This is a genomic window from Streptomyces sp. NPDC088147 (assembly GCF_044741565.1).
In the GTDB taxonomy this organism is placed as follows: Bacteria; Actinomycetota; Actinomycetes; order Streptomycetales; family Streptomycetaceae; genus Streptomyces.
The window spans coordinates 17,332-41,352 of the sequence record NZ_JBIUSY010000010.1 but is presented as its reverse complement, the minus strand read 5'-3'; the positions used below and the strand labels follow the sequence as shown (position 1 = coordinate 41,352).

Below are 24,021 nucleotides of genomic sequence, written 5' to 3'. Positions count from 1 at the left end.
GCCGCCCGGTCAGCCGAGCCAGCAGCGGATGACCCGGCCCGCGTCGACCTCGAAGTTGAGCCGGCCCGCCACGAACTCCATGGTGATGATCGAGCCCGGGGGCAGCGCCCTGACGGTGGTCCAGCCGCGCTCGCGGGCGCGGCGTCCGGCGCTCTCGGAGTCGAGTCCGACATAGGACTCGGGGGCGTCGTCGGGCTGTCGGGGTGGAGTCGGTATCGGTGACATACCACTCACCGTAGGCGCCGGGGACGGCCGAAGGAAGGCGAACGGATACCTCACCCGTATGCTTCTCGTCCCCCCGCGGTCACACTTGTGTCACAGGTTCCGACGCGCTCCGGATGCGAACCGCGTCACTCTTACGGCCCCTTCACACCCGACTTCTTAGAAATTCCATACCTCGAAGATCACATAAATAGCCCACCCGGAATTCGACCGCCCGCGACAGTCGTTTTCCGGCCGACCGCGGAAATCAATTGATGGACCGTCGAGGAATTCACGAGTCCCCCGCACAATCCGCCGCCCGCCGACACGTACCCCTGCCCGTACGTTCCCGTCCGCGCGGGCGTGTCAGCCCAGGGCGCGGGACAGCCGGTCCCGCAGGGCCCTGAGGTGGTCGGTCAGCTCCGGGGGCTCGATCACCTCGAAGTCGAAGCCGAGCAGCGCCAGATGGATCGCCATCACGTCCAGGCTCGCCGCCCCGGTCCGCAGCAGACAGCTGTGCTCGTCGACCGCCTCCAGAACGCCTGTGGACGGTGACACGTCCTGGGCCGCCTCCTCGGCGGACGCGTGCAGCCGGATCACGGCAGCCGTGGCGTAGGCCCGGGTGGAGACGCCCCGCGAGACATACGCGGCGAGGTCCTCGGCGGGCGGGGTACGCGGGGTGAAGCGCGGTCCGTGCGGCGGTGTGGGGGTGATCCGGTCCACCCGGAACGTACGCCAGTCGGCACGGTCCAGGTCCCAGGCGACCAGATACCAGCGGCGTTCGGTGCACACCAGACGGTGCGGCTCGACGACGCGGCGGGTGACGGAGTCCTCGTGGTCGCGGTAGGCGAAGCGCAGCCGCTCGCCGTCCCGGCAGGCGTTGGCCAGCTCCGTGAGGACGCCGGGGTCGGCCATGGACCCCCGCGGCCCGCGCAGCATCGGCACGGTGAAGGAGTTGAGGGCGCTCACCCGGCGCCGCAGCCGGTTCGGGAGCACCTGCTCCAGCTTCGCCAGGGCGCGTACGGAGGTCTCGCCCATGCCCTCCACGCCGTTGCCCGCGGCGGTGCGCAGGCCGACGGCGACGGCGACGGCCTCCTCGTCGTCCAGCAGCAGCGGCGGCAGCTCGGCCCCCGCGCCGAGCTGGTAGCCGCCGCCCGTGCCGGGGCTGGCGTTGACCGGGTAGCCGAGTTCGCGCAGCCGGTCGACATCGCGCCGTACGGTGCGCGGGGTGACGCCGAGCCGGTCCGCGAGGTCGGCGCCGGACCACTCGCGGTGGGCCTGGAGCAGTGAGAGCAGGCGCAGCAGTCGTGCCGAGGTCTCCAACATGGGCCCGAGTCTGCCCGCACTCGCGGACAGCTTCTGTCCTCAAGTCCGTAAGTCCACAAGTCCGCAAGCCCTCAAGCGCCGCCGGACGCCGACCGCCCGCGCGGTCCGCCCGCGGGTCCGCTCCGGTCAGCGCGTCGACGTCGGCACGGGCGCGGCGGGCACGGGCGCGGGGTCCAGCCGTACGCAGAAGTCGTTGTCATGGGTGTAGCCGGGGGCGGCCAGCCAGCCGTCCGTGCCGTGCGGGGCGGAGACGCCGTGTGCCGGATACACATGGATCGCCCGCTTGTCCCAGATGTCGTCGAGGATGCGGGAGACCCGTATGCCGGCGGCGCCGGGCGCGGGCAGCAGCCACAGATCCCAGTGCCTGCGGTCCCGGCCCGGCCCCCCTTGCTCGCCCGGCCCGCTCCGTTCGCCCAGCCCGCTCCGTTCGCCAGGCTCGATCGCGGCCAGCGGTCCGTACGGCAGGGTGAAGGCGAACACCCCGCCCCGGCCGGTCACGGCCACCCGGTGCGTACGGCCGCCGCCGCGCAGCCGGGCCTCGGCCCGCGCGTGCTCCCCCAGCTCGGCTCCGTACAGCACGCCCTCGACCGACATCCCGGCCGGCTCGCAGCGGACCGTCCCGGCCTCGGCGTGCGGTGCGCGGAGCCAGGTCCTGAGGGCGAGCCGGCCGTCGGCGGTGGGGTACGGGACACGGGCGGCGACCGGGCCCGCCCCGGGCACCCGGTCGATCAGCGCCCGTACGTCCCTGATCCCGGGCCGCACGGGCAGGCCGCCCGAGGCGCCCGTGAAGACGTCCCAGTGCCCTTCGGCCAGTTCGACGGTGCTGGGCAGGACGGCGCGCAGCCGCGACCGCCCGGCTCCGGTGACGGCGGGACCGGTCAGCGGCAGCCGTACCTCGTCGCCGCCACCCCGCGCCTCGCCACCCCGCGCCTCGCCGCCGGGCACCCCGTCGTCGTGGCCCGCCCGGCGGCGCAGCACCAGCGTCGCGTCCGGGCGGGCCGCGCCCGTGATGTCGAAGGTGATTCCCCCCGCCGAGTCGGCGATGCAGTCGGCGGTGCACACGGCGGGCGACGCCCGCCGCCCGCTGGGTCTGCTGGTCATACGGTTCTGCCCTTTCGGATCGCGTCTGCGGCCTTGTCCCCCGACGGTGAACGCGCCGCCGGGTAAGGCGCCGGCGCCGCGGCACAGCGCGTCGCGGGGCTTCGCGCCCCCGGACGCCCCCGGGAGGACCGAGAGATACATGGCGTGCCGGGCCTCCCTGGTCCGTGCGGTTTCGGCCGGTCCCTGGTCCGGGCCGACTGGGCAGATGCCGACTGGGTAGACGCGGAAATGACCCACATGGTGCCGAGTCGGAGCAGATTCGTACGTTCATACGCCGATACGGCACCGGCGAACCGCGTGGACACACCCCGGACGCCACACGCACGCCGCCCGGACCGGGCGCCGAGATCCCCGAAGGGAGCAATGAGATTCAGCCACCCCATTGATTCGCTGATTTCCCGATTTGTCGACCTGTCCATCTGTTCGCGTGCGGATCCGCGCGTCGGCGTACCGGATCAACTTCCCTTTACCCGGCAGATGTTGGGCCGCACCGGGCCGTTCCGGCCGATGGCCGACGCCCCGCCCGGGATGGTTCGATTCCGTTCCCCTTCGCGCGTGACCCGGGCGACGGCTCGCCCGTTGTCTTCTGTACGAGCCGGGAACAGCCCGGCCCACGCACCGAGTTCGAGGAGCCACCCGTGCCGCGCATGCTCGATGTCAGCGAGGACGTACGCGCCGAGATCGGCGACGAAGAAGCCGATCGGCTGCTCTCCGGCGAGAACTCCCCGGGCAGCTACGACTGCACGTCCTGCCGGACCCCCGGCGACTCCGAACAGGAGCGGACCAGCACCGTGCTGTTCGTCGGCGAGGAGACCGCCGTTCTCGCCTTCGCCCACGCCACCTGCATTCCCTCCCAGGTCGTCCAGGTCGCCGAGGACCAGCTCCAGGGGGCGGTCCGGTCGATCACCGGCGGCGAACCCCAGCCCGAGGGAGCGCGGGGAGTCCCCGCCGCGGGCTCCAACCAGGCCGTGCTCGGGGTCACCAGCGGTCTGGTGCTGATCGAGGGCGATCTGCACCCCGCGCTGGTCGTCGAGCCGACCGCCCCGATCGTCCGGCCCGGCTCGGACTCCACCATCGACGAGTTCCTGCCGCTCCTCATCGAGCAGGGGTTCCAGCCGCTCGGTGATCTGAACCAGGTGCCCGCCCCGCTGCCCGGCTGGTCGGTGCTGCTCGCGATGGGTCAGCTGCACGCCGTGCTCCAGCCGGGCACCGGCGGCGGTACCCCGACCGCGTGGTGGCAGGCCCATCAGCCGCTCCAGGTGACCGAGGGCTGGCGGACCGCCGCCAACAAGTCGCACACCGTCCTGGTCTTCGCCGCGCCGGTCGGCTCCATCGGCCAGCAGCCCCGCGAGGACCTGCTGCGCGACGCCCTGGAGAAGGCCGCGGCCAACGGCAAGCTGGTCGCCGCGGCGATGCCGCTGGCCGGCACGTGACCGAGGCCACGCGCCGCGCCCGCCCGCCGCTCCGCTTCCCGGCGACGGCGAATTCCCAGGGCAGCCCGCATCCGACGGGCGACGAGGTCGTTGGCACGTACGTGCACTCATACGACCCCACCCGCCAGCAGTACCAGAGCCATATCCCTTCCATGCGCCCCGCGCAGGATGTCGCGGACGGGTTCTCCACGACCCCGATCTACGACGCGCTGTACTCCGAATTCCGCCGGTCCTTCAGGGCACTGCCCGGTGACCGCAGCAATGAGGAGAACCTCGGCTTCACGGCCTTCGGCACCGGGCTGCACGCCGCGCGTGGCGGGTACGGCGCCCACTCCGGACTCGGGCACACGCCGTACCCCGGTTCCTGGCAGCGTGATCCCCGGCAGCATGCGGGACGGCCGGCCCAGGCGGCGCTTCCCCCCGCCCTTCCCCCGGGCCCCCGCCGGGGCAGATGACCACGCCGAGAGCGGTGGGGCCCGGCACGGATGATTCCGTGCCGGGCCCCACCGCTTTCGGCGTGCTGTACGCCGGGTTCTGTCCGCCTACTTCTTGCGGCCGCGCTTCTCGCGCACCCGCACGGAGATATGGATCGGGGTGCCCTCGAAGCCGAACTCCTCGCGCAGCCGGCGCTCCACGAAGCGCCGGTAGCCGGCCTCGATGAAGCCCGAGGCGAAGAGCACGAAGCGCGGCGGCTTCGTGCCCGCCTGCGTACCGAACAGGATGCGGGGCTGCTTGCCGCCCCGGATCGGGTGCGGATGCGCGGCGACCAGCTCACCGAGGAACGCGTTGAGCCTGCCCGTCGGGACCCGGGTCTCCCAGCCCGCGAGGGCCGTCTCGATCGCCGGGACCAGCTTCTCCATATGGCGGCCGGTGCGCGCCGAGACATTCACCCGGGGGGCCCAGGCGACCTGTGCCAGCTCCGTCTCGATCTCCCGCTCCAGGTAGTAGCGGCGCTCTTCGTCGAGGGTGTCCCACTTGTTGTACGCGATGACCAGGGCGCGGCCCGCCTCGACGGCCATCGTGATGATCCGCTGGTCCTGGACGCTGATGGACTCGCTGGTGTCGATCAGTACGACCGCCACCTCGGCCTTCTCGACGGCGGCGGCGGTACGCAGCGAGGCGTAGTAGTCCGCGCCCTCCTGGAGATGGACCCGGCGGCGGATACCGGCGGTGTCGATGAACTTCCAGACGACGCCGCCCAGCTCGATCAGCTCGTCGACCGGGTCACGGGTGGTGCCCGCGATCTCGTTGACGACGACGCGGTCCTGGCCCGCGACCTTGTTCAGCAGGGACGACTTGCCGACATTCGGGCGGCCGATGAGCGCGATACGGCGGGGGCCGCCGAGGGCGGTGCCGAACGTCTGCGCCGGGGCCTCGGGCAGCGCTTCGAGCACCGCGTCGAGCATGTCGCCGGTGCCCCTGCCGTGCAGCGAGGAGACCGGGTGGGGCTCGCCGAGTCCGAGCGACCAGAGCGCCGTGGCGTCGGACTCGCCGCTCGGTCCGTCGACCTTGTTGGCGCAGAGCACGACGGGCTTGCCCGCCTTGCGCAGCAGCCGGACCACGGCGGCGTCGGTGTCGGTCGCGCCGACCGTGGAGTCCACGACGAAGACGACCGCGTCGGCGGCCTCGATCGCGTACTCGGCCTGGGCGGCGACGGAGGCGTCGATGCCGAGGACGTCCTGCTCCCAGCCGCCGGTGTCGACGATCTTGAAGCGGCGGCCCGCCCACTCGGCCTCGTAGGTGACCCGGTCGCGGGTGACGCCGGGCTTGTCCTCGACGACCGCCTCACGGCGGCCGATGATCCGGTTCACGAGAGTGGATTTGCCGACATTGGGGCGGCCGACGACGGCGAGGACGGGCAGCGGTCCGTGACCGGCCTCATCGATCGCGCCCTCCACCTCCTCGGCTTCGAAGCCCTCGTGAGCGGCAAGCTCCATGAAGTCCGCGTACTCGGCATCGCCGAGCTCTCCGTGCTCGTCGGCGGAGTCGATCTGGTCGTTCATGAAGTCCGTACCTCGTTCATCGTGATCGGTGCGCCGCATGCCGCGGCGCACTACTCAAGTACTCAGCTGTTCGCTAGCGCCCGGTCAGGCGCCTGGCGTTTTCCAGGTGGACGGTCAGCCGCTCCTGGATCCGGGCGGTGGCGTCGTCCAGCGCCTTGCGGGTCCGCCGTCCGGTGCCGTCCCCCGCCTCGAAGGCGTCGCCGAAGACGACATCCACGCGGCTGCGCAAGGGGGGCAGCGCCGGTATCAGCCGGCCCCGGCGCTCCGTACTGCCCAGGACCGCCACCGGCACGATCGGCGCCCCGGACCGTACGGCGAAGTACGCCAGCCCGGCGCGCAGTGAGGCGAAGTCTCCCTCGCCCCGGGTGCCCTCGGGGAATATCCCCAGCACGCCGCCGCCCCTGAGCACCCCGAGCGCGTCGGTGATCGCGGTGCGGTCGGCGACCGTGCGGTCCACCTTCAGCTGCCCGATGGCCCGCAGGAACGGGTCGAGCGGGCCGATGAAGGCTTCCTTCTTGATCAGGAAGTGCACCGGACGGGGCGCGGTGCCCATCAGCATCGGGCCGTCGATGTTGTGCGCGTGGTTGACGGCGAGGATGACGGGGCCGTCCGCCGGAACCCGCCACGCGCCCAGCACCCGCGGGCGCCACAGGCCGTACATCAGCCCGATGCCGATGCCGCGCCCGACCGCCGCGCCCTTCTCCGAGGCCGGGGCCGGGGCCGCGTCCTTCGGTGACGCGGCTCTGGCCGCCGGCGCTGACGGTGTGCTCACTTCGCGGCCCGCTTCTCCTCGACCAGGGTCACGACGCACTCGATGACCTGCTGGAGCGTGAGCTCCGTGGTGTCCACCTCGACCGCGTCGGCGGCCTTCGCGAGCGGGGACGCCTTACGGCTGGAGTCGGCCGCGTCCCGCTTGACCAGGGCGTCCTTGGTGGCGGCGACATCGGTCGCCTCCTTGCCCTTCAGCTCACCGCTGCGCCGGGCCGCGCGGGCCTCCGGGGACGCGGTGAGGAAGATCTTGACGTCGGCGTCCGGCAGCACGGTCGTACCGATGTCACGGCCCTCGACCACGATCCCGTTCCCGGCCGCCGCGGCGATGGATCGCTGGAGCTCGGTGACGAGGGTCCGCACCTCGGGCACGGCACTGACCGCGCTCACCTTGGAGGTGACCTCCTGGGTACGGATCGGACCGGAGGCGTCCGCCCCGTCCACGGTGATCGTGGGGGCGGCCGGGTCCGTCCCGGAGACCAGTACGGGCTTGTCCGCGGCGGTCGCGACGGCGGCGCCGTCCGACACGTCGACACCGTTGGTGATCATCCACCAGGTCATCGCACGGTACTGCGCGCCGGTGTCGAGGTAGCTCAGCCCGAGCTGGGCGGCCACGGCCTTGGAGGTGCTCGACTTGCCCGTGCCGGAGGGCCCGTCGATGGCGACGATCACAGCGGCCGGTGCGGTCCGGGCGGGGGTTGCTCCGTTGTCCACGGGGGTCGGACACCTTCCTGGTTCATGGGGGTGGATGTGCGGGGACGCACATACGCCCCCGCACAAGGTTACCGAGTACTCAGGACCCCGAATGCACCCGTTCGGCGGGACGCGGGCCACCTCGCGTGACCGCCGCCGGACTGCTGTCGGACTACTGCCGGATCGACCAGCCGCGTTCCCGCAGGGCCGCCGAGAGCACCGGGGCCGCCGACGGCTCCACCATCAGCTGCACCAGACCCGCCTGCTGCCCGGTCGCGTGATCGATCCGTACGTCCTCCACGTTGACCCCGGCGCGGCTCGCGTCCGCGAAGATACGGGCCAGTTCGCCCGGCTGGTCGCTGATGAGGACGGCCACGACCTCGTACGTCGCGGGGGCGGCGCCGTGCTTCCCGGGCACCCGCACCCGTCCCGCGTTGCCGCGCCGCAGGACGTCCTCGATCCCGGCGGCCCCGCCGCGCCGCTTCTCCGCGTCCGAGGACTGGAGCGCGCGCAGCGCCTCGACCGTCTCACCGAGGTCGGCGGCGACCCCGGCCAGTACGTCGGCGACGGGGCCCGGGTTGGCGGAGAGGATCTCGACCCACATCCCGGGGTCGGAGGCCGCGATCCGGGTGACATCGCGGATGCCCTGGCCGCAGAGGCGTACGGCCGTCTCGTCGGCCTCCTCCAGACGGGCGGCGACCATCGACGAGATCAGCTGCGGGGTGTGCGAGACGAGGGCGACCGCGCGGTCGTGCGCGTCGGCGTCCATCACCACCGGCACGGCCCGGCACAGCGCGACCAGTTCCAGGGCGAGGTTCAGCACCTCGGTGTCGGTGTCCCGGGTCGGGGTCAGCACCCAGGGGCGCCCGTCGAAGAGATCGGCGGTCGCGGCCAGCGGTCCCGAACGCTCCTTGCCGGCCATGGGGTGCGTACCGATGTACGCGGTGAGATCGAGGCCGAGCGCCTCCAGCTCGCGGCGGGGGCCGCCCTTCACGCTGGCCACGTCCAGATAGCCGCGGGCCATGCCGTTCCGCATCGCCGAGGAGAGCGTGGCGGCGACATGCGTGGGCGGTACGGCGATGATCGCGAGGTCGACGGGGCCCTCGGGCGCCTCGTCCGTCCCCGCGCCGAGCGCCGCGGCGGTCCTGGCGCGGGCGGGGTCGTGGTCGCTGAGATGGACGGTGACCCCGCGGCCGGCCAGGGCCAGCGCCGCCGAGGTGCCGATCAGGCCCGTACCGATGACGACGGCGGTTCTCACTGGGCGATGTCCTTGCGGAGGGTGGCCGCGGCGCCGAGGTAGACGTGAGCGATCTCGGCCCTGGGCAGGTCGGACTCGATATGGGCGAGGATACGGACGACGCGCGGCAGGGCGCCCTCGATGGCCAGCTCCTGAGCGCAGATCAGCGGGACGTCGACTATGCCGAGCCCGCGGGCCGCGGCGGCCGGGAAGTCGCTGTGCAGATCGGGCGTGGCCGTGAACCAGATGCTGATCAGATCGTCCGCGGTGAGCGCGTTGCGCTCCAGGATCGCCGTGAGGAGCTGCCTGACCTGGTCGTCCATGTGCCCGGCCTCGTCCCGCTCCAGCTGGACCGCTCCGCGCACCGCTCGTACCGCCACGACGTTCTCCTCAGTGATCGAGTGCTCGTCCCAGGGTAGTCAGCCGCGCGGAACGGGGGCGCGGCGACCTTTCCCACCGGCGCGGGCGGGCCACCGGGCCCCGGCGCGAGCGGGCCCGCCGGGACGCCGGAAAACCACTCGGCCCCCTGCCCGGTGCCCCCGTAGCCTCTCCCCCATGACCTCGCCGGAAGCGCTCGTCCGTGAACACACCGTCTACGCGTGTGTGATGGGCTCGCGCGCCTTCGGACTCGCGACGGAGGACAGCGACACCGACCGGCGCGGTGTCTTCCTCGCCCCGACCCCGCTCTTCTGGCGCTTCGGGAAACCGCCGGCCCATGTCGAGGGCCCGGCCCCGGAACAGTTCTCCTGGGAGCTGGAGCGCTTCTGCTCCCTCGCCCTGCGCACCAACCCGAATATCCTGGAGTGTCTGCACTCCCCGCTCGTCGAACGGATCGACGACACCGGCCGTGAACTGCTCGCCCTGCGCGACGCGTTCCTGTCCCGGCGGGCCCACCGGACGTTCGTCCGCTACGCCGAGGGCCAGCGCCGGAAGCTGGAGGCGGACGTACGCGTGCACGGCGCCCCGCGCTGGAAGCACGCCATGCATCTGCTGCGGCTGCTCGCCTCCTGCCGGGATCTGCTGCGTACGGGCACCCTGGTGGTCGACGTCGGCCGGAACCGGGACCACCTGCTGGCGGTCAAGCGGGGCGAGGTCCCGTGGCCGGAGGTGGAGCGCCGGCTGACCCGCCTCGTCGCCGAGGCCGACGAGGCGGTGTCCCGCTCCCCGCTGCCGGCCGACCCGGACCACGCGCGCGTGGAGGACTTCCTGACCCGCGTGCGCCGCGCCTCGGCGCTCTGAAACACAGCGCTCTGAAACACGGCCCTCCGAAACACAGCGCTCTGGAACACAGCTCTCCGGAACACAGTGCTCCGGAACACCGGAGCCCTGAAGCACGGCGCCCGGAACACGTGTGGTCCACGGACGCGGCTCAGGAGTCCCAGAGCGCTCCCAGCGCCATCAGATCGCCGTGGTATTCGATCCGCTCCGCCCACTCCCGGGGCCACGCTCCCGCGCCCAGATGGGCGCCCGCGAACGCGCCCGCGAGGCAGGCGAGGGAGTCGGAGTCACCTCGTGTGCAGGCGGCGCGGCGCAGGGCGGTGACCGGGTCCTGGGGGAAGAGGAGGAAGCAGAGCAGGCCGGTGGCGAGGGCTTCCTCGGCGATCCAGCCGTCTCCGGTGGCCAGACAGGGATCGGTCTCCGGGGAAGGGGCGCGCAGGGCCTCCTGGAGGCGTTCCAGGGCCTCCAGGCACTCGTCCCAGCCCCGGGCGATGAAGGTCTCGGGCGTGGGATCGCCGGCGAGCGTCCAGAGGTCGCCGAGCCAGCGGTGGTAGTAGCGCTCGCGGTTCTCGTACGCGTACGAGCGCAGCTGGCCCACCAGCGCCTGCGGCTCGCCGCCGTGCGCCAGCAGACAGACCGCGCGGGCCGTCAGGTCGGAGGCGGCGAGCGCCGTCGGATGGCCGTGGGTGAGCGCCGCCTGCAACTGCGCGGCGCCGCCGCGCTGTTCGTCGCTGAGGCCGGGGACGAGTCCGATCGGCGCGACCCGCATATTGGCGCCGCAGCCCTTGGAGTGCGTCTGGCTGGCCCGCTGCCAGGGGCGGTCGCTGTCGAGGAGCCGGCAGGCGGTCAGACAGGTGTTGCCCGGGGCGCGGTTGTTGTCCGGGGAGTGGTACCAGCGGACGAACTCGTCGCGCACCGGCCGCTCCAGCCGCAGCGGACCGAGCACGCCCCGGTCCATCGCCGTCCTGATCCCGCGCGCGAACGCCAGCGTCATCTGGGTGTCGTCCGTGACGAACGCGGGCTCCGGCAGCGCCATCTCGCGCCAGGGACCGCTTTTGGCGAGGATCGACGGCACATCGTTGAACTCGGTGGGGAAGCCCAGCGCGTCACCGAGCGCGAGCCCGATCAGCGAGCCCGTGGCAGCCTGTTTGGTCTGGGCCCTCGCGATGATCATGCCTTCCGTCCTTCCGGTCGCAGCAGAGGTGGGTGCAGCGTGGTGGCGGGGCCCGCGCGGTACAGCGCCGCCGGTTTCCCCCGGCCACCCGTCCGGCGCGGCGGCCCCTCCACCGTCCGTACGAAGTCCGGCGTGGTGAGGACCTTGCGCCGGAAGTTGGGGCGGTCGAGCTCCACGCCCCAGACCGTCTCGTACACCTGCCGCAGTTCCCCGAGCGTGAACTCGGGCGGGCAGAAGGCCGTGGCGAGACAGGTGTATTCGAGCTTGGCGCCGACCCGGTCGTAGGCGTCGGCGAGGATGTGTTCGTGGTCGAACGCGAGCGGCCCGCGGGCGCCGAACTCCACCCACTGGGCGCGTGCGGCGTCCCCGCCGCCGCGCGGCTCGGGCAGGTCGGGGACGAGCGCGGTGTACGCCACGGACACCACCCGCATCCTGGGGTCGCGGTCCGGATCGCTGTAGGTGCGCAGCTGCTCCAGATGGAGCGCGCCCGCGGTCGGCGCCGACAGGCCCGTCTCCTCGGCGAGTTCACGGCGGGCGGCCTGTCCGGCGGACTCCCTCGGCCGTACGAAACCACCGGGCAGCGCCCAGTCGCCCCGGTACGGTTCCTCGCCCCGCTCGATGAGGAGTACGTGCAGCCGGCCGAGGCGCACGGTGAAGACGGCGAGATCGACGGTGACCGCGAACGGCTCGAAGGCGGCGGGGTCGTAGCCCCCCGGCACCCGCCCCCGAGCCGTCATGACCGCTCCGGAGGCCGAGGTCCTGTCCGGTCGGTCCTCACAGGCCCGTGAAGGCCGACCGGACAGGGCCTGGAGCCTGGGCCACCCCCGTGGGTCCAGGTCCACCGGCCGTACCCGCGCACGGCCGTCCGACTCGTGATCGCGCGACGCACGGCCACCTCCTTAATGGTCATGCTGACTATAAAACTGAACGCGCCGTACGCACAAGGGAGAAGGCCGTACGCACAAGGGAGAAGCCCGCGGCCATCAGGCCGCGGGCTTCGCGATGTCCGGCGTGTCCGGGGAAGACGCCGTGGGCGTGTGTTACAGCCCGACTTCCTTCATCAGCATGCCGACCTCGGTGTTGGTGAGGCGGCGCAGCCAGCCGGACTTCTGGTCGCCCAGCGGGATCGGGCCGAAGGACGTCCGGACGAGCCGGTCGACCGGGAAGCCCGCCTCGGCGAGCATCCGGCGCACGATGTGCTTGCGGCCCTCGTGGAGGGTGACCTCCACCAGATAGTTCTTGCCGGTGTTCTCGACGACCCGGAAGTGGTCGGCCTTGGCGTAGCCGTCCTCCAGCTGGATGCCGTCCTTCAGCCGCTTGCCCAGATCGCGCGGCAACGGGCCCTGGATCGCGGCGAGATAGATCTTCTTGACGCCGTACTTGGGGTGCGTGAGGCGGTGGGCCAGCTCACCGTGGTTGGTGAGCAGGATGATGCCCTCGGTCTCCGTGTCGAGCCGGCCGACATGGAAGAGCCGGGTCTCGCGATTGGTGACGTAGTCGCCGAGGTTCTGCCGCCCGTCGGGGTCCCCCATCGTGGAGACCACCCCGGCCGGCTTGTTCAGCGCGAAGAAGAGATGCGACTGCGCGGCGACGGTCAGCCCGTCGACCTTGATCTCGTCGCGGTCCGGGTCCACGCGCATGCCCTGTTCGAGGACGATCTCGCCGTTCACCTCGACCCTGGCCTGCTCGATCAGCTCCTCGCAGGCGCGGCGCGAGCCCATGCCGGCGCGGGCGAGGATCTTCTGAAGCCGCTCGCCCTCCTGCTCGGCGCCCGGGTTGGTCCTGGGCGTCTTGACCGAGGGCCGGTCCGCGTACCGGTCGCGGTTGCGCTGCTCGATCTTGGCGTCCAGCTCGCGCGGACGGGACGGGGCACCGCGCCGCGGACCGCCGCGGCCACCGCTCTGCGAAGGCTTGGGGCCGCCCTTGGCACCGCCGCGTGCCGCCGCGCCACGGGCACCGCCCTGGCGGGAGCCCCCGCCGGAGGAGCCGCCCGCGGAACCCCCGGAACCGCCGGAACCCCCGGAGCCACCGGAACGGCGCGCGCCCGCAGGTGCCCCGGACGCGCCGGAACCACCGGTGGGGCCGGAGCGGCCGACGTCGTAACGGCGCTCCTCGGGGCGGGGTCGGGACGGCCGCTTCCGCTCGTCGTCACGCCCGCTGCCGGCTCCCCGGTTGTCCCGGTCGCCGCCGCTCCCGCCTCCGCCGCTCCTGTTGCCGCTGCCGCTGTTCCTGCCGTTGCTTCGCATCAAAGTTCCGTCTTGTCGTCTGCGTGGGTATCCGGGGCGTCCGGATCGAACGACGGAACGCCTTCCTGGCTCTCGGCCTCGATCGCGTCCGCCTCGGGGAGGAAGGGCGCGAGCTCCGGGAGCTCGTCCAGGCCCCGCAGGCCCATCCGCTCCAAAAAGTAGTTCGTCGTCCTGTACAGGATCGCACCTGTTTCGGGTTCCGCGCCCGCCTCCTCCACCAGCCCGCGCTGGAGCAGGGTGCGCATGACGCCGTCACAGTTCACTCCGCGCACCGCGGAGACCCGGGAACGGCTCACGGGCTGGCGGTACGCGACGACCGCCAGCGTCTCCAGCGCGGCCTGGGTGAGCCGGGCCTGCTGGCCGTCGAGGACGAACGCCTCCACGGCGTCGGCGTACTCGGGCCGGGTGTAGAAGCGCCAGCCGCCGGCGATCAGCCGCAGCTCGAAGCCCCGCCCCTGCACGGTGTACTCGTCGGCCAGCTCGCGCAGCGCGTCGGCGACGGCCCGCCGGGGACGGTCGAGGACCTTGGCGAGATGGTCCTCGGTGGCGGGCTCGTCGACGACCATGAGGACCGCCTCCAGCGCGGGCTTGAGGTCCAGGTCCGCGACCGCGCCCGACGACCGCTCCGCCGCCCGCGCCCTGGCCTGTTCCCGCTCCCGTTCCCGCTCCCGTTCCCGCACCCTCTCGCTCACACCGTCACCTTCTTCTTCTCGTCCGTTCCCTCGCCCGCTCCTTCGGCCGCTCCGTCGGCCGGCCCGGACTCACGGTCGAACTCGTCCGTGACGGCGGCCTCCACGTCACCGTCCCCGCCCGTCCAGCGGACCATGAGCGAGCCGAGCGCCTCCTCCTGGTCCAGGGCGACGGCCCGCTCCCGGTAGAGCTCCAGCAGCGCCAGGAAGCGCGCCACGACGGTGAGGGTGTCCGCGGCGTCCTCGGTGAGCGCCTGGAAACTGATCTCGCCGCGCTCCCGCAGCCGTGCGACGACGATCCCCGCCTGTTCCCGTACCGACACCAGGGGCGCGTGGATGTGCTCCACGTACACCTGCGGCCTGGGCTTGGGCTGCATCGCCTTCACGGCGAGCCGGGCGAAGCCCTCGGGCCCGATGCTGATGATGACCTCGGGGAGCAGCGCGGCGTGGTGCGGCTCCAGCCCGACGGTACGGGGGTAGCGCCGGGCCTCGGCGTCCAGGCGCTCGCTGAAGATCTCCGCGACCTGTTTGTACGCGCGGTACTGGAGGAGCCGGGCGAAGAGCAGGTCCCGCGCTTCGAGCAGCGCGAGATCGGCCTCGTCCTCGACCTCGGCGGCGGGCAGCAGCCGGGCGGCCTTCAGATCCAGCAGGGTCGCCGCGACGACCAGGAACTCGGTGGTCTGGTCGAGGTCCCAGTCCGGTCCCATGGCACGGATGTGCGCCATGAACTCGTCGGTAACCTTCGACAGCGCGACCTCGGTCACATCCAGCTTGTGCTTGGAGATGAGCTGGAGCAGCAGGTCGAAGGGGCCCTCGAAGTTCACCAGCCGTACGGTGAACCGCCCGTCACCGGGCGCGGACTCGGACGCGGACTCCGACGAAGGCGCCGGCTCCGGCTCCGCCCCGGGCGAAGGCTCCGGCTCCGGTTCCGGCGCGGAGGCAGTCTCGGCCACCGGCTCGGACACCGGCGGCGGCTCCGGTGCGACAGCGGGCTCCGGCGGCGGCTCCGGTGCGGGCTCCGGTACCGGCACGGGCACGGATACGGGAGCGGGTCCGGAAACCGGCTCGGGCGCCGACGCCCCTGGCCCGCGGCCCAGAGTGCGGCGGGACGGGCGGTGAAGACCGGGGGGCGGGGGCGGCATCGAGGTCCTGGGTGCGGGAGCGGAGGGACGGCCCGCGCAGGCTATCCTCAGCGCCCGCGCAGGCGCCGTACGAGGATGCTCGCGTCGCCGCGCGATTCGAGGTCGGCGAGCACCACGGCGACGGCCTCGCGGACGATCCGGCCGCGGTCCACGGCGAGTCCGTGCTCACCGCGCAGCACGAGCCGCGCGTGTTCGAGGTCCATCAGTTCCTCGGCCGAGACATAGACCGTGATCTTCTCGTCGTGCCGTTCGCGCCCGCTGGGGCGGCGGTTGGCGCCACGTCCCCGGCGGCGCTGCTGCCCGCCCTGCGGCCCGGCGGACTGCGTCTGGCCCGGTGCCTGCCCCTGGCCCGCGGAGGCCGCTGAGGCGGCCTCCTGCGGCCGTCGCCCCTTCACGGAGGAGGCCGCCTGCTCGGCGTCGGCGGTCCTGCTCCGGGACGGCTCCTGGGCGTCCGTACCGGCGGCGGAGTGCTCCTCCACCGCGGTGGAGGAGGAGGCGCCCGCCGGTTCGCCGGAAGGATCGCTCTCCCCCGCCGGAGCGGGCACCCGGGGCTCGCCGTTGGCGTTCCTGCGCCGGTCCGCCGGCGGGGAGGACTGCAACGCCATGCCGCCGGTCGTACGGAACAGCTCGTCGGCCCCGGGCAGACTCACTCGGCGTGACACCGGGCGAGCACCTCCCTGGCGAGCTGGCGATACGCGGCGGCGCCGACGGAGTTCGAGGCGTACGTGGTGATCGGCTCACCGGCGACCGTGGTCTCCGGGAAGCGCACGGTCCGTCCGATCACGGTGTGGTAGACGTGATCGTCGAAGGCCTCGACCACGCGCGCGAGGACCTCACGGCTGTGCACCGTACGGGAGTCGTACATGGTGGCGAGGATGCCGTCGAGCTCCAGCTCGGGGTTGAGCCGCTCCTGGACCTTCTCGATGGTCTCCGTCAGCAGCGCCACCCCGCGCAGCGCGAAGAACTCGCACTCCAGCGGCACGATCACCTTGTGCGCGGCGGTCAGCGCGTTCACGGTCAGCAGACCGAGCGAGGGCTGACAGTCGATCACGATGTAGTCGTAGTCCTGCATCAGGGGCTTCAGCGCCCGCTGGAGCGTGGACTCGCGCGCCACCTCGCTCACCAACTGCACTTCCGCGGCCGAGAGGTCGATGTTGCTCGGCAGCAGGTCCATGTTGGGCACGGCGGTCTTCAGCAGCACCTCGTCGGCCGCCATGCCCCGCTCCATGAGCAGGTTGTAGACGGTGAGGTCCAGCTCCATCGGGTTCACGCCGAGACCGACCGACAGGGCTCCCTGCGGGTCGAAGTCGACGAGCAGCACACGCCGGCCGTACTCCGCGAGCGCGGCACCCAGGTTGATGGTCGACGTCGTCTTGCCGACGCCGCCCTTCTGGTTGCACATCGCGATGATCTTCGCGGGGCCGTGGTCGGTGAGCGGGCCCGGGATCGGGAAGTACGGCAGGGGACGCCCGGTCGGGCCGATCCGCTCGCGACGCTGGCGGGCCGCGTCGGGGGCGAGGGTGGCCGCGTACTCGGGGTCGGGCTCGTACTCGGCGTCGGGGTCGTAGAAGTGCCCCTCGGGCACTTCGTCGTAGTCGGCGAATGGAGTGGACTCTCGGCCACCCTCGTTGCCGGCCATGGCGTTCACGTGTTGGCCGTCCATCATCTGGTGGGCTGTCGTCATGTGCTGGTGGGTGGCGAAGGTGCGGACCGCTACGGAGCCGACAGCCTTGAGCCCGGACGACGGGCTCTGGCTCCTCACAGGCATTCCTGGTTGACCACCCCCGGGAGTAAATGTCGACTCATTCACAAGTCGTCTTACCTCCTTGGACGGGACCAGGAAACTTATCGATAGGTCAGCGTGGCACCATGCCGACGGTTGGCGACTCTATGGCGTGTCACCGCTTCGCAGCAACACAATCCGCCGGACCCGGCCCGATGTGTCGGCAACGGAACACCTCTCTGTCAAGGGCGCACAAGCCTCTCACCAAGGCATGCCCGGCCTGTTCCGCCGACGCGCGAAACGGTTGAAAGCGTTATGTTCGAGGCGCGTTGACCCGCCGTTCGGCAGCCACCGGACACGCGTACGGCCGGACCTCGCTCCGCGAGATCCGGCCGCTGGCGCGATGTTGACGAGACGAGTTGACACATCAGCCCAGAAGCGCGGCCAATTCGGCGTGATCCAGCCCATGGGCCTCGGCGACCTCGCGGTAAATGACCTGGCCCTCATGGGTGTTGAGCCCCTTGGCGAGGGCCGGGTCCCGGCGCAGCGCGTCGAGCCAGCCGCGGTTCGCCAGCTCCACGATGTACGGCAGCGTGGCGTTGGTCAGCGCGTACGTGGAGGTGTGCGGTACGGCGCCCGGCATGTTGGCCACGCAGTAGAAGACCGAGTCATGGACCCGGAACGTCGGCTCGGCGTGCGTCGTCGGCCGCGAATCCTCGAAGCAGCCACCCTGATCAATCGCAATGTCGACAAGTACACTTCCGGGCTTCATCTTGGCGACGAGGTCGTTGGTGACCAGCTTCGGCGCCTTCGCGCCGGGGATGAGAACGGCCCCGACGACGAGGTCCGCCTCGACGACCGCCTTCTCCAGTTCGAAGGCGTTGGAGACGATGGTCTGGACCTTCGTGCCGAAGATCCGGTCGGCCTCGCGCAGCTTGTTGATGTCCCGGTCGAGCAGCGTCACGTGGAAGCCCATGCCGACGGCGATCTGCGTGGCGTTCCACCCCGAGACACCGCCGCCGATGACGACGGCCCGGCCGGCCGCCGTACCGGGCACGCCGCCCGGCAGCACACCCCGGCCGCCGGCCGAGCGCATCAGGTGGTACGCGCCGACCTGCGGCGCCAGCCGGCCCGCGACCTCGGACATCGGGGCGAGCAGCGGCAGCGCGCGGTTCGCGGTCTCGACGGTCTCGTACGCGATGGCGGTGGTGCCGGAGTCCAGGAGGGCGTCCGTGCACGCGCGGGAGGCGGCGAGATGCAGATACGTGAAGAGCGTCTGGCCCTTGCGCAGCCGGTGGTACTCCTCGGCGATCGGCTCCTTGACCTTCAGCAGCAGATCGGCGGCGGCCCAGACCTCGTCGGCGGTGGCCAGTATCCGGGCACCGGCCGCGGCGAACTCCTCGTCCGTGATCGAGGAGCCCGCTCCCGCGTTCCGCTCGATGACGACCTGATGCCCCTGGCGCACCAGCTCATGGACGCCGGCCGGGGTGATGGCCACCCGGAACTCGTTGTTCTTGACCTCACGGGGGATACCGACCAACACGGCAGATCACGGTCCTTGGCTCAGGGGATGTCCGGGGATGTCCAGGGGCGATCCCATACATACCCGGGCGCACACGGCGCACGGGAAGACGCCGCGGTGGGGTGCGGCGTAGCCAGTCTAATGAAGGATTTCTCGGTGTCTAGCCTTGCAAAGCATCAATCACCAGTGGAAGCACTACGGATTTCGTAGGTGTTTTCCCTCCGTTTCCAGCAGACGATCGGCCGTGGTCCGGTGCAGCCTCGCCGCGGTCGGGTCGCCGAGCCGGTCCAGGGTGTCGGCCAGCCTGAGCTGGAGCGCGGCCTGGAGCCGTTCGTCCCCGGCCAGCCGCGCCCACTCGACCGCCTCCTGGCAGGTGCGCAGCGACTCCTGCGGCCGGCCCGCGTACTCCTGGACCCGGGCCGCCTCGCTCAACGCCCTTGCCTGGCCCGGGAGATCGCGCAGCCTGCGGTAGCCCGCCACGGCGGCCCGCCAGTTGCGCAGCGCCTCGCCGTACAGCCCCGCGTAGGTGAAGACGGTGCCGAGGCGGCCGTACAGCCGGGCCTCGTCGGCCCGCTCGCCCCGGCTCAGCCGCTGGGCGAGCGCCCTGCCGTACCAGTCGGCGGCCCGCTGCCAGTCGCGCAGATCCTGGTAGGCGCCGCCTACGGATTCCATCGCGCGGCCGGTCGCGTAGAGATCGTTCGCGGCCCTTCCGGCGTCCAGCGCGGCGCGGTAGCGGGCCAGCGCGTCCTGCGTACGGCCGGTCCTGGCGTCCAGATCGCCGATGTTCAGCAGCGCGGCGGCCTGTTCGCGGTGCAGCTCGCGCCGCTCGGCGATGTCCAGCACCAGCTGATGGAGCCCGTACAGCTCGGGCGCCGCGGCCTCGGTGCCCCGGTGCGCGGCGAGCGCCCTGACCAGCGCGGCCACCAGCCGCCTCGCCAGCGTGTCCAGCTCGCCGTCGGCGACCGCGAGCCGCGCGGAGGCGAGCAGCGCGGGCTGTCGCGCGCCCAGCCATCCGGCCGCCGCCGCGGCGTTCGGGAAGCGCAGCGCGCGGGGCAGCGCGGCCAGCTTCTTGCGCGCCGGGGAGCCGTCGGGTTCGGTGACGGCGCGGCAGGAGGAGAGCAGCCGTACGCTCCGCTCCAGCATCCGCGCGCGGGCCAGCTGCACCTCGGCGGGCCGGTCGTGCTCCTCCATGACGCGCCGCAGCAGCGGGACCAGACAGCCGGGCACCTCGTACTGCTCGGCGTCGACCGCCCGGAGCAGTCCCCGTACGGCGAAGTCGTCCAGTGTGGTCCTGGCGGCCGAGACCGAGCAGCCGGCAAGCGCGGACGCGGTGTGCGCGTCGGCGAGCCCCGCGGGCGCGAGCGCGAGCAGTCGCAGTATCCGGGCGGCGGGCGACGGCAGCGTCTCGTAGACGAGATGGAAGGCGCGCGCGAGCGGCCGGTCGCCGACGGGCCGGTCCCAGTCGTGCGGCAGGGCCCGCAGCTGTTTGGTCACATCGGCGACGGACGCGGTGGGCCGGGCGGCGAGCCACCCGCCGGCGAGCACCAGCGCGGCGGGCTGGCCGCCGCACTCCTCGGCGAGCGACTCCGCGGCCTGCGGGTCGACGGTGATCCGGACGGCGCCGGTGAACGTGCCGAGAAGCTCGATGGCGGACTTGGCGTCCATCCCGCCGAGCGTGCACGGCCGGACGTCGGGGATCCCGGTCAGCGGGCCCTGCGCCACCGCGACCACCAGACAGCCGGGGTTGTCGGGCACCAGCGGATCGACCTGCTCGGCGTCGACGGCGTCGTCGAGGAGCAGCAGCACCCGCCGCGCGGAGAGCGTCTCGCGCACCATCTCGGACAGCTCGTCCTCGCCCGCGCCCGGCGGGGTGGCGAGGCCGAACGCGTCGAGGATCTCGCGCGCGGTCCGCTCGGTGGGCACCGGCTCGCCGCCGGGCTCGGTGAGCCGGGTCCGTACGACACCGTCCGGATAACCGTCGCGCAGCTGCCGGGTCAGCTCCTCGGCCAGCGCGGTGCGCCCCGAGCCGGGCCGGCCCGCGATCAGCAGCACCCGGGCGCGCGGCTCCTTGCGGCCGGAGAGCGTGTTGAGCCCGGCCCGCTCGATGTCTCCGCGCAGCGCCTTGATCTCCCGCTGCCTGCCGAAGAACTCCCCGTCGTGCGCGGGCCGCCCCGGGTGCGGGGCGCGCGCGTCGGACAGCCGTCCGGCGGAACCCGTCCGGGCGGAGGAGGGCGGCGACGGGACGGGCCGCGAGAGATCCGGAGGGGGGACGGCCGGGTCGGCGGGAACGACCGGGGCGAGGCAGCCGGCTCCGGGCCCTGACGGCAGCCCGCCCGCCCCGGACGCCGGATCCTTCGCCCCGGACTCCGGACCGCCCGCCCCGGACACCGGGTCCTTCGCCCCGGACGTCGGATCGTCGGCACCGGACGCCGGGTCCCCCGGCACGGACCGTGGAGCGCCACCGCCGGGGCCGGCCTCCGCCGGAGCCGGATCGGCGAGTCCGACGGGCCCGTCGGGTCCGGCCGATCCGTCCACCGGGTCCGATTCGTCCGCGGCCGTGCCCTCGCGCGGCGCCTGCCGCGTGTCACCACGCTCCGTCACGCCGTCCGGCGCCGGCCTCTCCGTGCCGCTCGCGTTCACGGCGTCGGTCGCGTCCTCGGGACCTTCCGGGATACTCACCCGGGCCGTACCTTTCGTCTCGGAACCCGCTGTCGACGGCTTCTTGGCGGCCGATGTGGAACGGCTCCGCCGTTTGCCCGACGGCCCGTCAGTTTCGTTCGTTCCCGCGGCGGTTGGCTTCCCGCTCCGCGTGCTGCCGCGCTTTCCCCCGGCGCCCGGACGGCCGGGGCCACTCACATCCACCGCCTGATCCGTCACGGGCCACGCTCCGTCCGCCTGCGCACGAGCCGAGCCCGGCGGGTCTCCGCACGGGCGGTCCGAGCGTAGTTCACTCTCAGCGACGAGACCGAGGGAGCGTGGCCGATATGTCCCCCAATCGGATCAGCATTTTTTCAGACTGGAGAATGATCGGACAGCCGAAACGCAAGGATTCCTGTTCAGGACTCGAACGGGCGCGCGGGCCACGGTGCCTCGGCCGGCCGGAGCGACTCGATGCCGTCGCCCGCCAGCGCCGCGGTGAGCGCGAGCACCCCCACCGCCAGGCAGTTGTTGTGCAGTTCACCGGCGAGCACGCCCCGAACCAGCTCCGCCGTCTCCACCCGGGCCAGCTCCATGTCCGCCTCCTCCTCGGAGACTTCGAAGCGCTCGCCCTCCGCCTCCGACAGACCGCGGGCCAGGAAGATCCGTACCGCCTCGTCGCAGCCGCCCGGCGTGGTGTAGACGTCCGTCAGCACCCGCCAGTCCTCGGCCTTGACGTGGGCCTCCTCGTACAGCTCGCGCTGGGCCGCGTGCAGCGGGTTCTCGCCCGGCACGTCGAGCAGACCGGCCGGGATCTCCCACAGCTTCTGGCGGACGGGGTGCCGGTACTGGCGCAGTACGAGGACCCGGCCCATGTCGTCCAGCGCGAGGATCGCCACGGATCCGGGGTGGACCTGGTAGTCGCGCGACACGACCGTACCGTCGGGCATGACCACGTCATCCGTACGGACACTGGTCTTGTTGCCGCGGAAGGGCGTCGAGGTCGCGGTGACCCGCCACTCCTCGGGGGCGTCCTTGATCGTCATGAAACCGTCCTCCCACACAGTGGCGCACAAGCGGAAACCGGGGCACAGGTCCCGAAAGACCCGTGCCCCGGCTCCCACCGTATCGCTTGGCGGACCGCTCAGGACTGGGCGGCCACCGGCTCCACCGGCGTCCGCTGTCCGCCCTGGCCCGCGCCCTCGCGCGCGGCCAGCCGACGCTCCACCGCGGCCTTCACGAGACCGGCGAAGAGCGGATGCGGCCTGGTCGGCCGGGACCGCAGCTCCGGGTGGGCCTGGGTGGCGACCAGATAGGGGTGCGTGGCGCGCGCGTACTCGACGTACTCGACCAGCTTGTTGTCCGGGGACGTGCCCGAGAAGACCAGACCGGCCTTCTTCTCCAGCTCCGCGCGGTACGCGTTGTTGACCTCGTAGCGGTGGCGGTGGCGCTCCTCCACATACGGCTGGTCGTCATAGACCTCGCGCACGATCGAGCCCTCGGCGAGCTTCGCCGGGTAGAGACCGAGCCGCATCGTGCCGCCCAGGTCTCCGGCGCCCTCCACGTAGGCGAGCTGCTCCTCCATCGTGGAGATCACCGGGTGGGCGGTGCCGGAGTCGAACTCCGTGGAGTTGGCGTCGGGGATCCCGGCGACATTGCGCGCGGCCTCGATGACGATGCACTGGAGGCCCAGACAGAGCCCCAGCAGCGGGACCTTGTGCTCTCTGGCGTACTGGATGGCGCCGACCTTGCCGGTGACGCCGCGCTCGCCGAAGCCGCCGGGGATCAGGATCCCGTCGACGTCGGCCAGCTGCCTGGCGGCGCCGGCCGGGGTCTTGCAGTCGTCCGAGGTGACCCACTTGACCTTGACGCGCGCCCTGTTCGCGAAGCCCCCGGCGCGGATCGCCTCGGTCACCGAGAGATAGGCGTCCGGGAGGTCGATGTACTTGCCGACCAGCGCGACGGTGACCTCGTGGTCGGGGTTGTGGACGCGGTCCAGCAGATCGTCCCAGACCGTCCAGTCCACATCGCGGAACGGCAGATCCAGCTTGCGCACGACATAGGCGTCCAGGCCCTCGGTGTGCAGCACCTTGGGGATGTCATAGATCGACTTGGCGTCCACGCACGCCACCACGGCCGATTCGTCGACATCGCACATCAGCGAGATCTTGCGCTTGATGGCGGTCGGGACGTCGCGGTCGGCGCGGAGCACGATCGCGTCCGGCTGGATGCCGATGTTGCGCAGCGCCGCGACCGAGTGCTGGGTCGGCTTGGTCTTCAGCTCGCCGGAGGGGCCGATGTACGGCAGCAGCGAGATGTGCACGACGAAGACATTGTCGCGGCCCACCTCGTGGCGCACCTGGCGGACGGTCTCCAGGAACGGCAGCGACTCGATGTCGCCGACCGTGCCGCCGACCTCCGTGATGACGACATCGACGTCGTCGGCCGCCATGCGCCGGATGCGGTGCTTGATCTCGTTGGTGATGTGCGGAATGACCTGAACCGTGTCGCCCAGGTACTCACCGCGCCGCTCCTTCGCGATGACCTGCGAGTAGACCTGGCCGGTGGTGACATTGGCCGAGCCGTCGAGGTCCACATCGAGGAAGCGCTCGTAGTGGCCGATGTCCAGGTCGGTCTCGGCTCCGTCGTTCGTGACGAATACCTCACCGTGCTGGAACGGGTTCATCGTCCCCGGGTCGACGTTCAGATACGGGTCGAGCTTCTGCATGGTGACCCGCAGACCACGCGCCTTGAGCAGCGCACCCAGACTGGAGGCGGTCAGGCCCTTGCCGAGGGAGGAGGCAACACCCCCGGTGACGAAGATGTGCTTGGTCGTCGAGGATGTCGAGGATCGGTTCGGCATGGCCAAGAGGGGGCTCCCGTGGTCGCGGTCTGAGGTGCGTGCCGG

The 24,021-nt window shown here is 72.0% G+C and carries 21 protein-coding genes and 1 pseudogene; 3 read left to right on the top strand and 19 right to left on the bottom strand.

Annotated features, from left to right (window positions below):
- Window positions 1-9: 9 nt before the first annotated feature.
- From ACIOGX_RS31225 to ACIOGX_RS31215, 3 genes and pseudogenes are all read right to left on the bottom strand, one after another.
- Complete coding sequence (locus ACIOGX_RS31225) at window positions 10-225, bottom strand: I78 family peptidase inhibitor (RefSeq protein ID WP_356518437.1); 216 nt, start codon at window positions 223-225, stop codon at window positions 10-12.
- A gap of 348 nt (window positions 226-573) precedes the next feature.
- Window positions 574-1,527, bottom strand: a pseudogene (locus ACIOGX_RS31220) (helix-turn-helix transcriptional regulator); the annotation flags it as partial.
- Window positions 1,528-1,653: 126 nt separating this feature from the next.
- A complete protein-coding gene (locus ACIOGX_RS31215) occupies window positions 1,654-2,628 on the bottom strand; it encodes a hypothetical protein (protein WP_401918004.1) in 975 nt (324 codons plus the stop codon).
- A gap of 638 nt (window positions 2,629-3,266) precedes the next feature.
- Between ACIOGX_RS31215 and ACIOGX_RS31210 the strand changes: the two genes are divergently transcribed.
- Window positions 3,267-4,061 carry a hypothetical protein gene (locus ACIOGX_RS31210; protein ID WP_356518439.1) on the top strand — a complete coding sequence of 265 codons (795 nt, stop codon included), beginning with the start codon at window positions 3,267-3,269 and terminating at the stop codon, window positions 4,059-4,061.
- A complete protein-coding gene (locus tag ACIOGX_RS31205) occupies window positions 4,058-4,516 on the top strand; it encodes a hypothetical protein (RefSeq protein WP_401918002.1) in 459 nt (152 codons plus the stop codon). The genes ACIOGX_RS31210 and ACIOGX_RS31205 overlap by 4 nt, the downstream gene beginning before the upstream one ends.
- A gap of 87 nt (window positions 4,517-4,603) precedes the next feature.
- On the opposite strand, the gene der is transcribed toward ACIOGX_RS31205, so the two are convergent.
- The 5 genes from der to aroH form a co-directional block, all read right to left on the bottom strand.
- Entirely contained in the window at window positions 4,604-6,064 is a 1,461-nt protein-coding gene (gene der, locus ACIOGX_RS31200; protein WP_356518600.1) for a ribosome biogenesis GTPase Der, read from the bottom strand.
- 73 nt (window positions 6,065-6,137) lie between these two features.
- Window positions 6,138-6,725 (bottom strand): lysophospholipid acyltransferase family protein, encoded by a 588-nt coding sequence (locus ACIOGX_RS31195; protein ID WP_401765058.1) that lies wholly within the window; start codon window positions 6,723-6,725, stop codon window positions 6,138-6,140.
- Between the two features lie 107 nt (window positions 6,726-6,832).
- Complete coding sequence (gene cmk / locus ACIOGX_RS31190) at window positions 6,833-7,546, bottom strand: (d)CMP kinase (protein ID WP_401918000.1); 714 nt, start codon at window positions 7,544-7,546, stop codon at window positions 6,833-6,835.
- Between the two features lie 151 nt (window positions 7,547-7,697).
- Window positions 7,698-8,783, bottom strand: a complete 1,086-nt coding sequence (locus ACIOGX_RS31185) for a prephenate dehydrogenase (RefSeq protein WP_356518602.1) — start codon at window positions 8,781-8,783, stop codon at window positions 7,698-7,700.
- Complete coding sequence (aroH, locus tag ACIOGX_RS31180) at window positions 8,780-9,142, bottom strand: chorismate mutase (RefSeq protein WP_356518603.1); 363 nt, start codon at window positions 9,140-9,142, stop codon at window positions 8,780-8,782. The genes ACIOGX_RS31185 and aroH overlap by 4 nt, the downstream gene beginning before the upstream one ends.
- Before the next feature lie 175 nt (window positions 9,143-9,317).
- Between aroH and ACIOGX_RS31175 the strand changes: the two genes are divergently transcribed.
- Window positions 9,318-10,001 (top strand): DNA polymerase beta superfamily protein, encoded by a 684-nt coding sequence (locus tag ACIOGX_RS31175; protein WP_401917998.1) that lies wholly within the window; start codon window positions 9,318-9,320, stop codon window positions 9,999-10,001.
- A gap of 130 nt (window positions 10,002-10,131) precedes the next feature.
- On the opposite strand, the gene ACIOGX_RS31170 is transcribed toward ACIOGX_RS31175, so the two are convergent.
- The 11 genes from ACIOGX_RS31170 to ACIOGX_RS31120 form a co-directional block, all read right to left on the bottom strand.
- The gene (locus ACIOGX_RS31170; protein ID WP_356518605.1) at window positions 10,132-11,154 is read right to left on the bottom strand and encodes an ADP-ribosylglycohydrolase family protein; all 1,023 of its coding nucleotides are present in this window, start codon (window positions 11,152-11,154) and stop codon (window positions 10,132-10,134) included.
- Entirely contained in the window at window positions 11,151-11,891 is a 741-nt protein-coding gene (locus ACIOGX_RS31165; protein ID WP_356518606.1) for an NUDIX domain-containing protein, read from the bottom strand. The genes ACIOGX_RS31170 and ACIOGX_RS31165 overlap by 4 nt, the downstream gene beginning before the upstream one ends.
- Window positions 11,892-12,194: 303 nt before the next feature.
- Window positions 12,195-13,400, bottom strand: coding sequence for a pseudouridine synthase (locus tag ACIOGX_RS31160; protein WP_129770123.1), 1,206 nt, complete (start codon window positions 13,398-13,400; stop codon window positions 12,195-12,197).
- Window positions 13,400-13,966: an SMC-Scp complex subunit ScpB gene (gene scpB, locus ACIOGX_RS31155; RefSeq protein ID WP_384769637.1), complete on the bottom strand. Its 567-nt coding sequence runs from the start codon at window positions 13,964-13,966 to the stop codon at window positions 13,400-13,402. Before scpB ends, ACIOGX_RS31160 begins: the two co-directional genes overlap by 1 nt.
- Before the next feature lie 122 nt (window positions 13,967-14,088).
- Entirely contained in the window at window positions 14,089-15,231 is a 1,143-nt protein-coding gene (locus ACIOGX_RS31150; RefSeq protein ID WP_401917995.1) for a segregation and condensation protein A, read from the bottom strand.
- 47 nt (window positions 15,232-15,278) lie between these two features.
- Window positions 15,279-15,881, bottom strand: a complete 603-nt coding sequence (locus tag ACIOGX_RS31145) for a hypothetical protein (RefSeq protein WP_401918302.1) — start codon at window positions 15,879-15,881, stop codon at window positions 15,279-15,281.
- Window positions 15,878-16,999: a ParA family protein gene (locus ACIOGX_RS31140; protein ID WP_030354916.1), complete on the bottom strand. Its 1,122-nt coding sequence runs from the start codon at window positions 16,997-16,999 to the stop codon at window positions 15,878-15,880. Before ACIOGX_RS31140 ends, ACIOGX_RS31145 begins: the two co-directional genes overlap by 4 nt.
- A 382-nt stretch (window positions 17,000-17,381) precedes the next feature.
- Window positions 17,382-18,497, bottom strand: coding sequence for an alanine dehydrogenase (gene ald, locus ACIOGX_RS31135; protein WP_401917993.1), 1,116 nt, complete (start codon window positions 18,495-18,497; stop codon window positions 17,382-17,384).
- Between the two features lie 174 nt (window positions 18,498-18,671).
- Complete coding sequence (locus ACIOGX_RS31130; protein WP_401918300.1) at window positions 18,672-20,675, bottom strand: tetratricopeptide repeat protein; 2,004 nt, start codon at window positions 20,673-20,675, stop codon at window positions 18,672-18,674.
- An 857-nt stretch (window positions 20,676-21,532) separates the two neighbouring features.
- The gene (locus tag ACIOGX_RS31125; RefSeq protein ID WP_356518608.1) at window positions 21,533-22,159 is read right to left on the bottom strand and encodes an NUDIX hydrolase; all 627 of its coding nucleotides are present in this window, start codon (window positions 22,157-22,159) and stop codon (window positions 21,533-21,535) included.
- A 98-nt stretch (window positions 22,160-22,257) separates the two neighbouring features.
- Window positions 22,258-23,976, bottom strand: a complete 1,719-nt coding sequence (locus ACIOGX_RS31120) for a CTP synthase (RefSeq protein WP_401917990.1) — start codon at window positions 23,974-23,976, stop codon at window positions 22,258-22,260.
- Window positions 23,977-24,021: the final 45 nt, after the last annotated feature.

Excerpts from the sequence above, each read along its gene's own strand:
- ACIOGX_RS31195 (WP_401765058.1), bottom strand. The coding sequence starts at position 6,725 with ATGTACGGCCTGTGGCGCCCGCGGGTGCTGGGCGCGTGGCGGGTTCCG.
- der (WP_356518600.1), bottom strand. The coding sequence starts at position 6,064 with ATGAACGACCAGATCGACTCCGCCGACGAGCACGGAGAGCTCGGCGAT.
- ACIOGX_RS31140 (WP_030354916.1), bottom strand. The coding sequence starts at position 16,999 with ATGCCTGTGAGGAGCCAGAGCCCGTCGTCCGGGCTCAAGGCTGTCGGC.
- ACIOGX_RS31165 (WP_356518606.1), bottom strand. The coding sequence starts at position 11,891 with ATGACGGCTCGGGGGCGGGTGCCGGGGGGCTACGACCCCGCCGCCTTC.
- ACIOGX_RS31120 (WP_401917990.1), bottom strand. The coding sequence starts at position 23,976 with ATGCCGAACCGATCCTCGACATCCTCGACGACCAAGCACATCTTCGTC.
- ACIOGX_RS31170 (WP_356518605.1), bottom strand. The coding sequence starts at position 11,154 with ATGATCATCGCGAGGGCCCAGACCAAACAGGCTGCCACGGGCTCGCTG.
- ACIOGX_RS31150 (WP_401917995.1), bottom strand. The coding sequence starts at position 15,231 with ATGCCGCCCCCGCCCCCCGGTCTTCACCGCCCGTCCCGCCGCACTCTG.
- ACIOGX_RS31160 (WP_129770123.1), bottom strand. The coding sequence starts at position 13,400 with ATGCGAAGCAACGGCAGGAACAGCGGCAGCGGCAACAGGAGCGGCGGA.
- ACIOGX_RS31175 (WP_401917998.1), top strand. The coding sequence starts at position 9,318 with ATGACCTCGCCGGAAGCGCTCGTCCGTGAACACACCGTCTACGCGTGT.
- ACIOGX_RS31125 (WP_356518608.1), bottom strand. The coding sequence starts at position 22,159 with ATGACGATCAAGGACGCCCCCGAGGAGTGGCGGGTCACCGCGACCTCG.
- ACIOGX_RS31215 (WP_401918004.1), bottom strand. The coding sequence starts at position 2,628 with ATGACCAGCAGACCCAGCGGGCGGCGGGCGTCGCCCGCCGTGTGCACC.
- ACIOGX_RS31225 (WP_356518437.1), bottom strand. The coding sequence starts at position 225 with ATGTCACCGATACCGACTCCACCCCGACAGCCCGACGACGCCCCCGAG.
- scpB (WP_384769637.1), bottom strand. The coding sequence starts at position 13,966 with ATGGTCGTCGACGAGCCCGCCACCGAGGACCATCTCGCCAAGGTCCTC.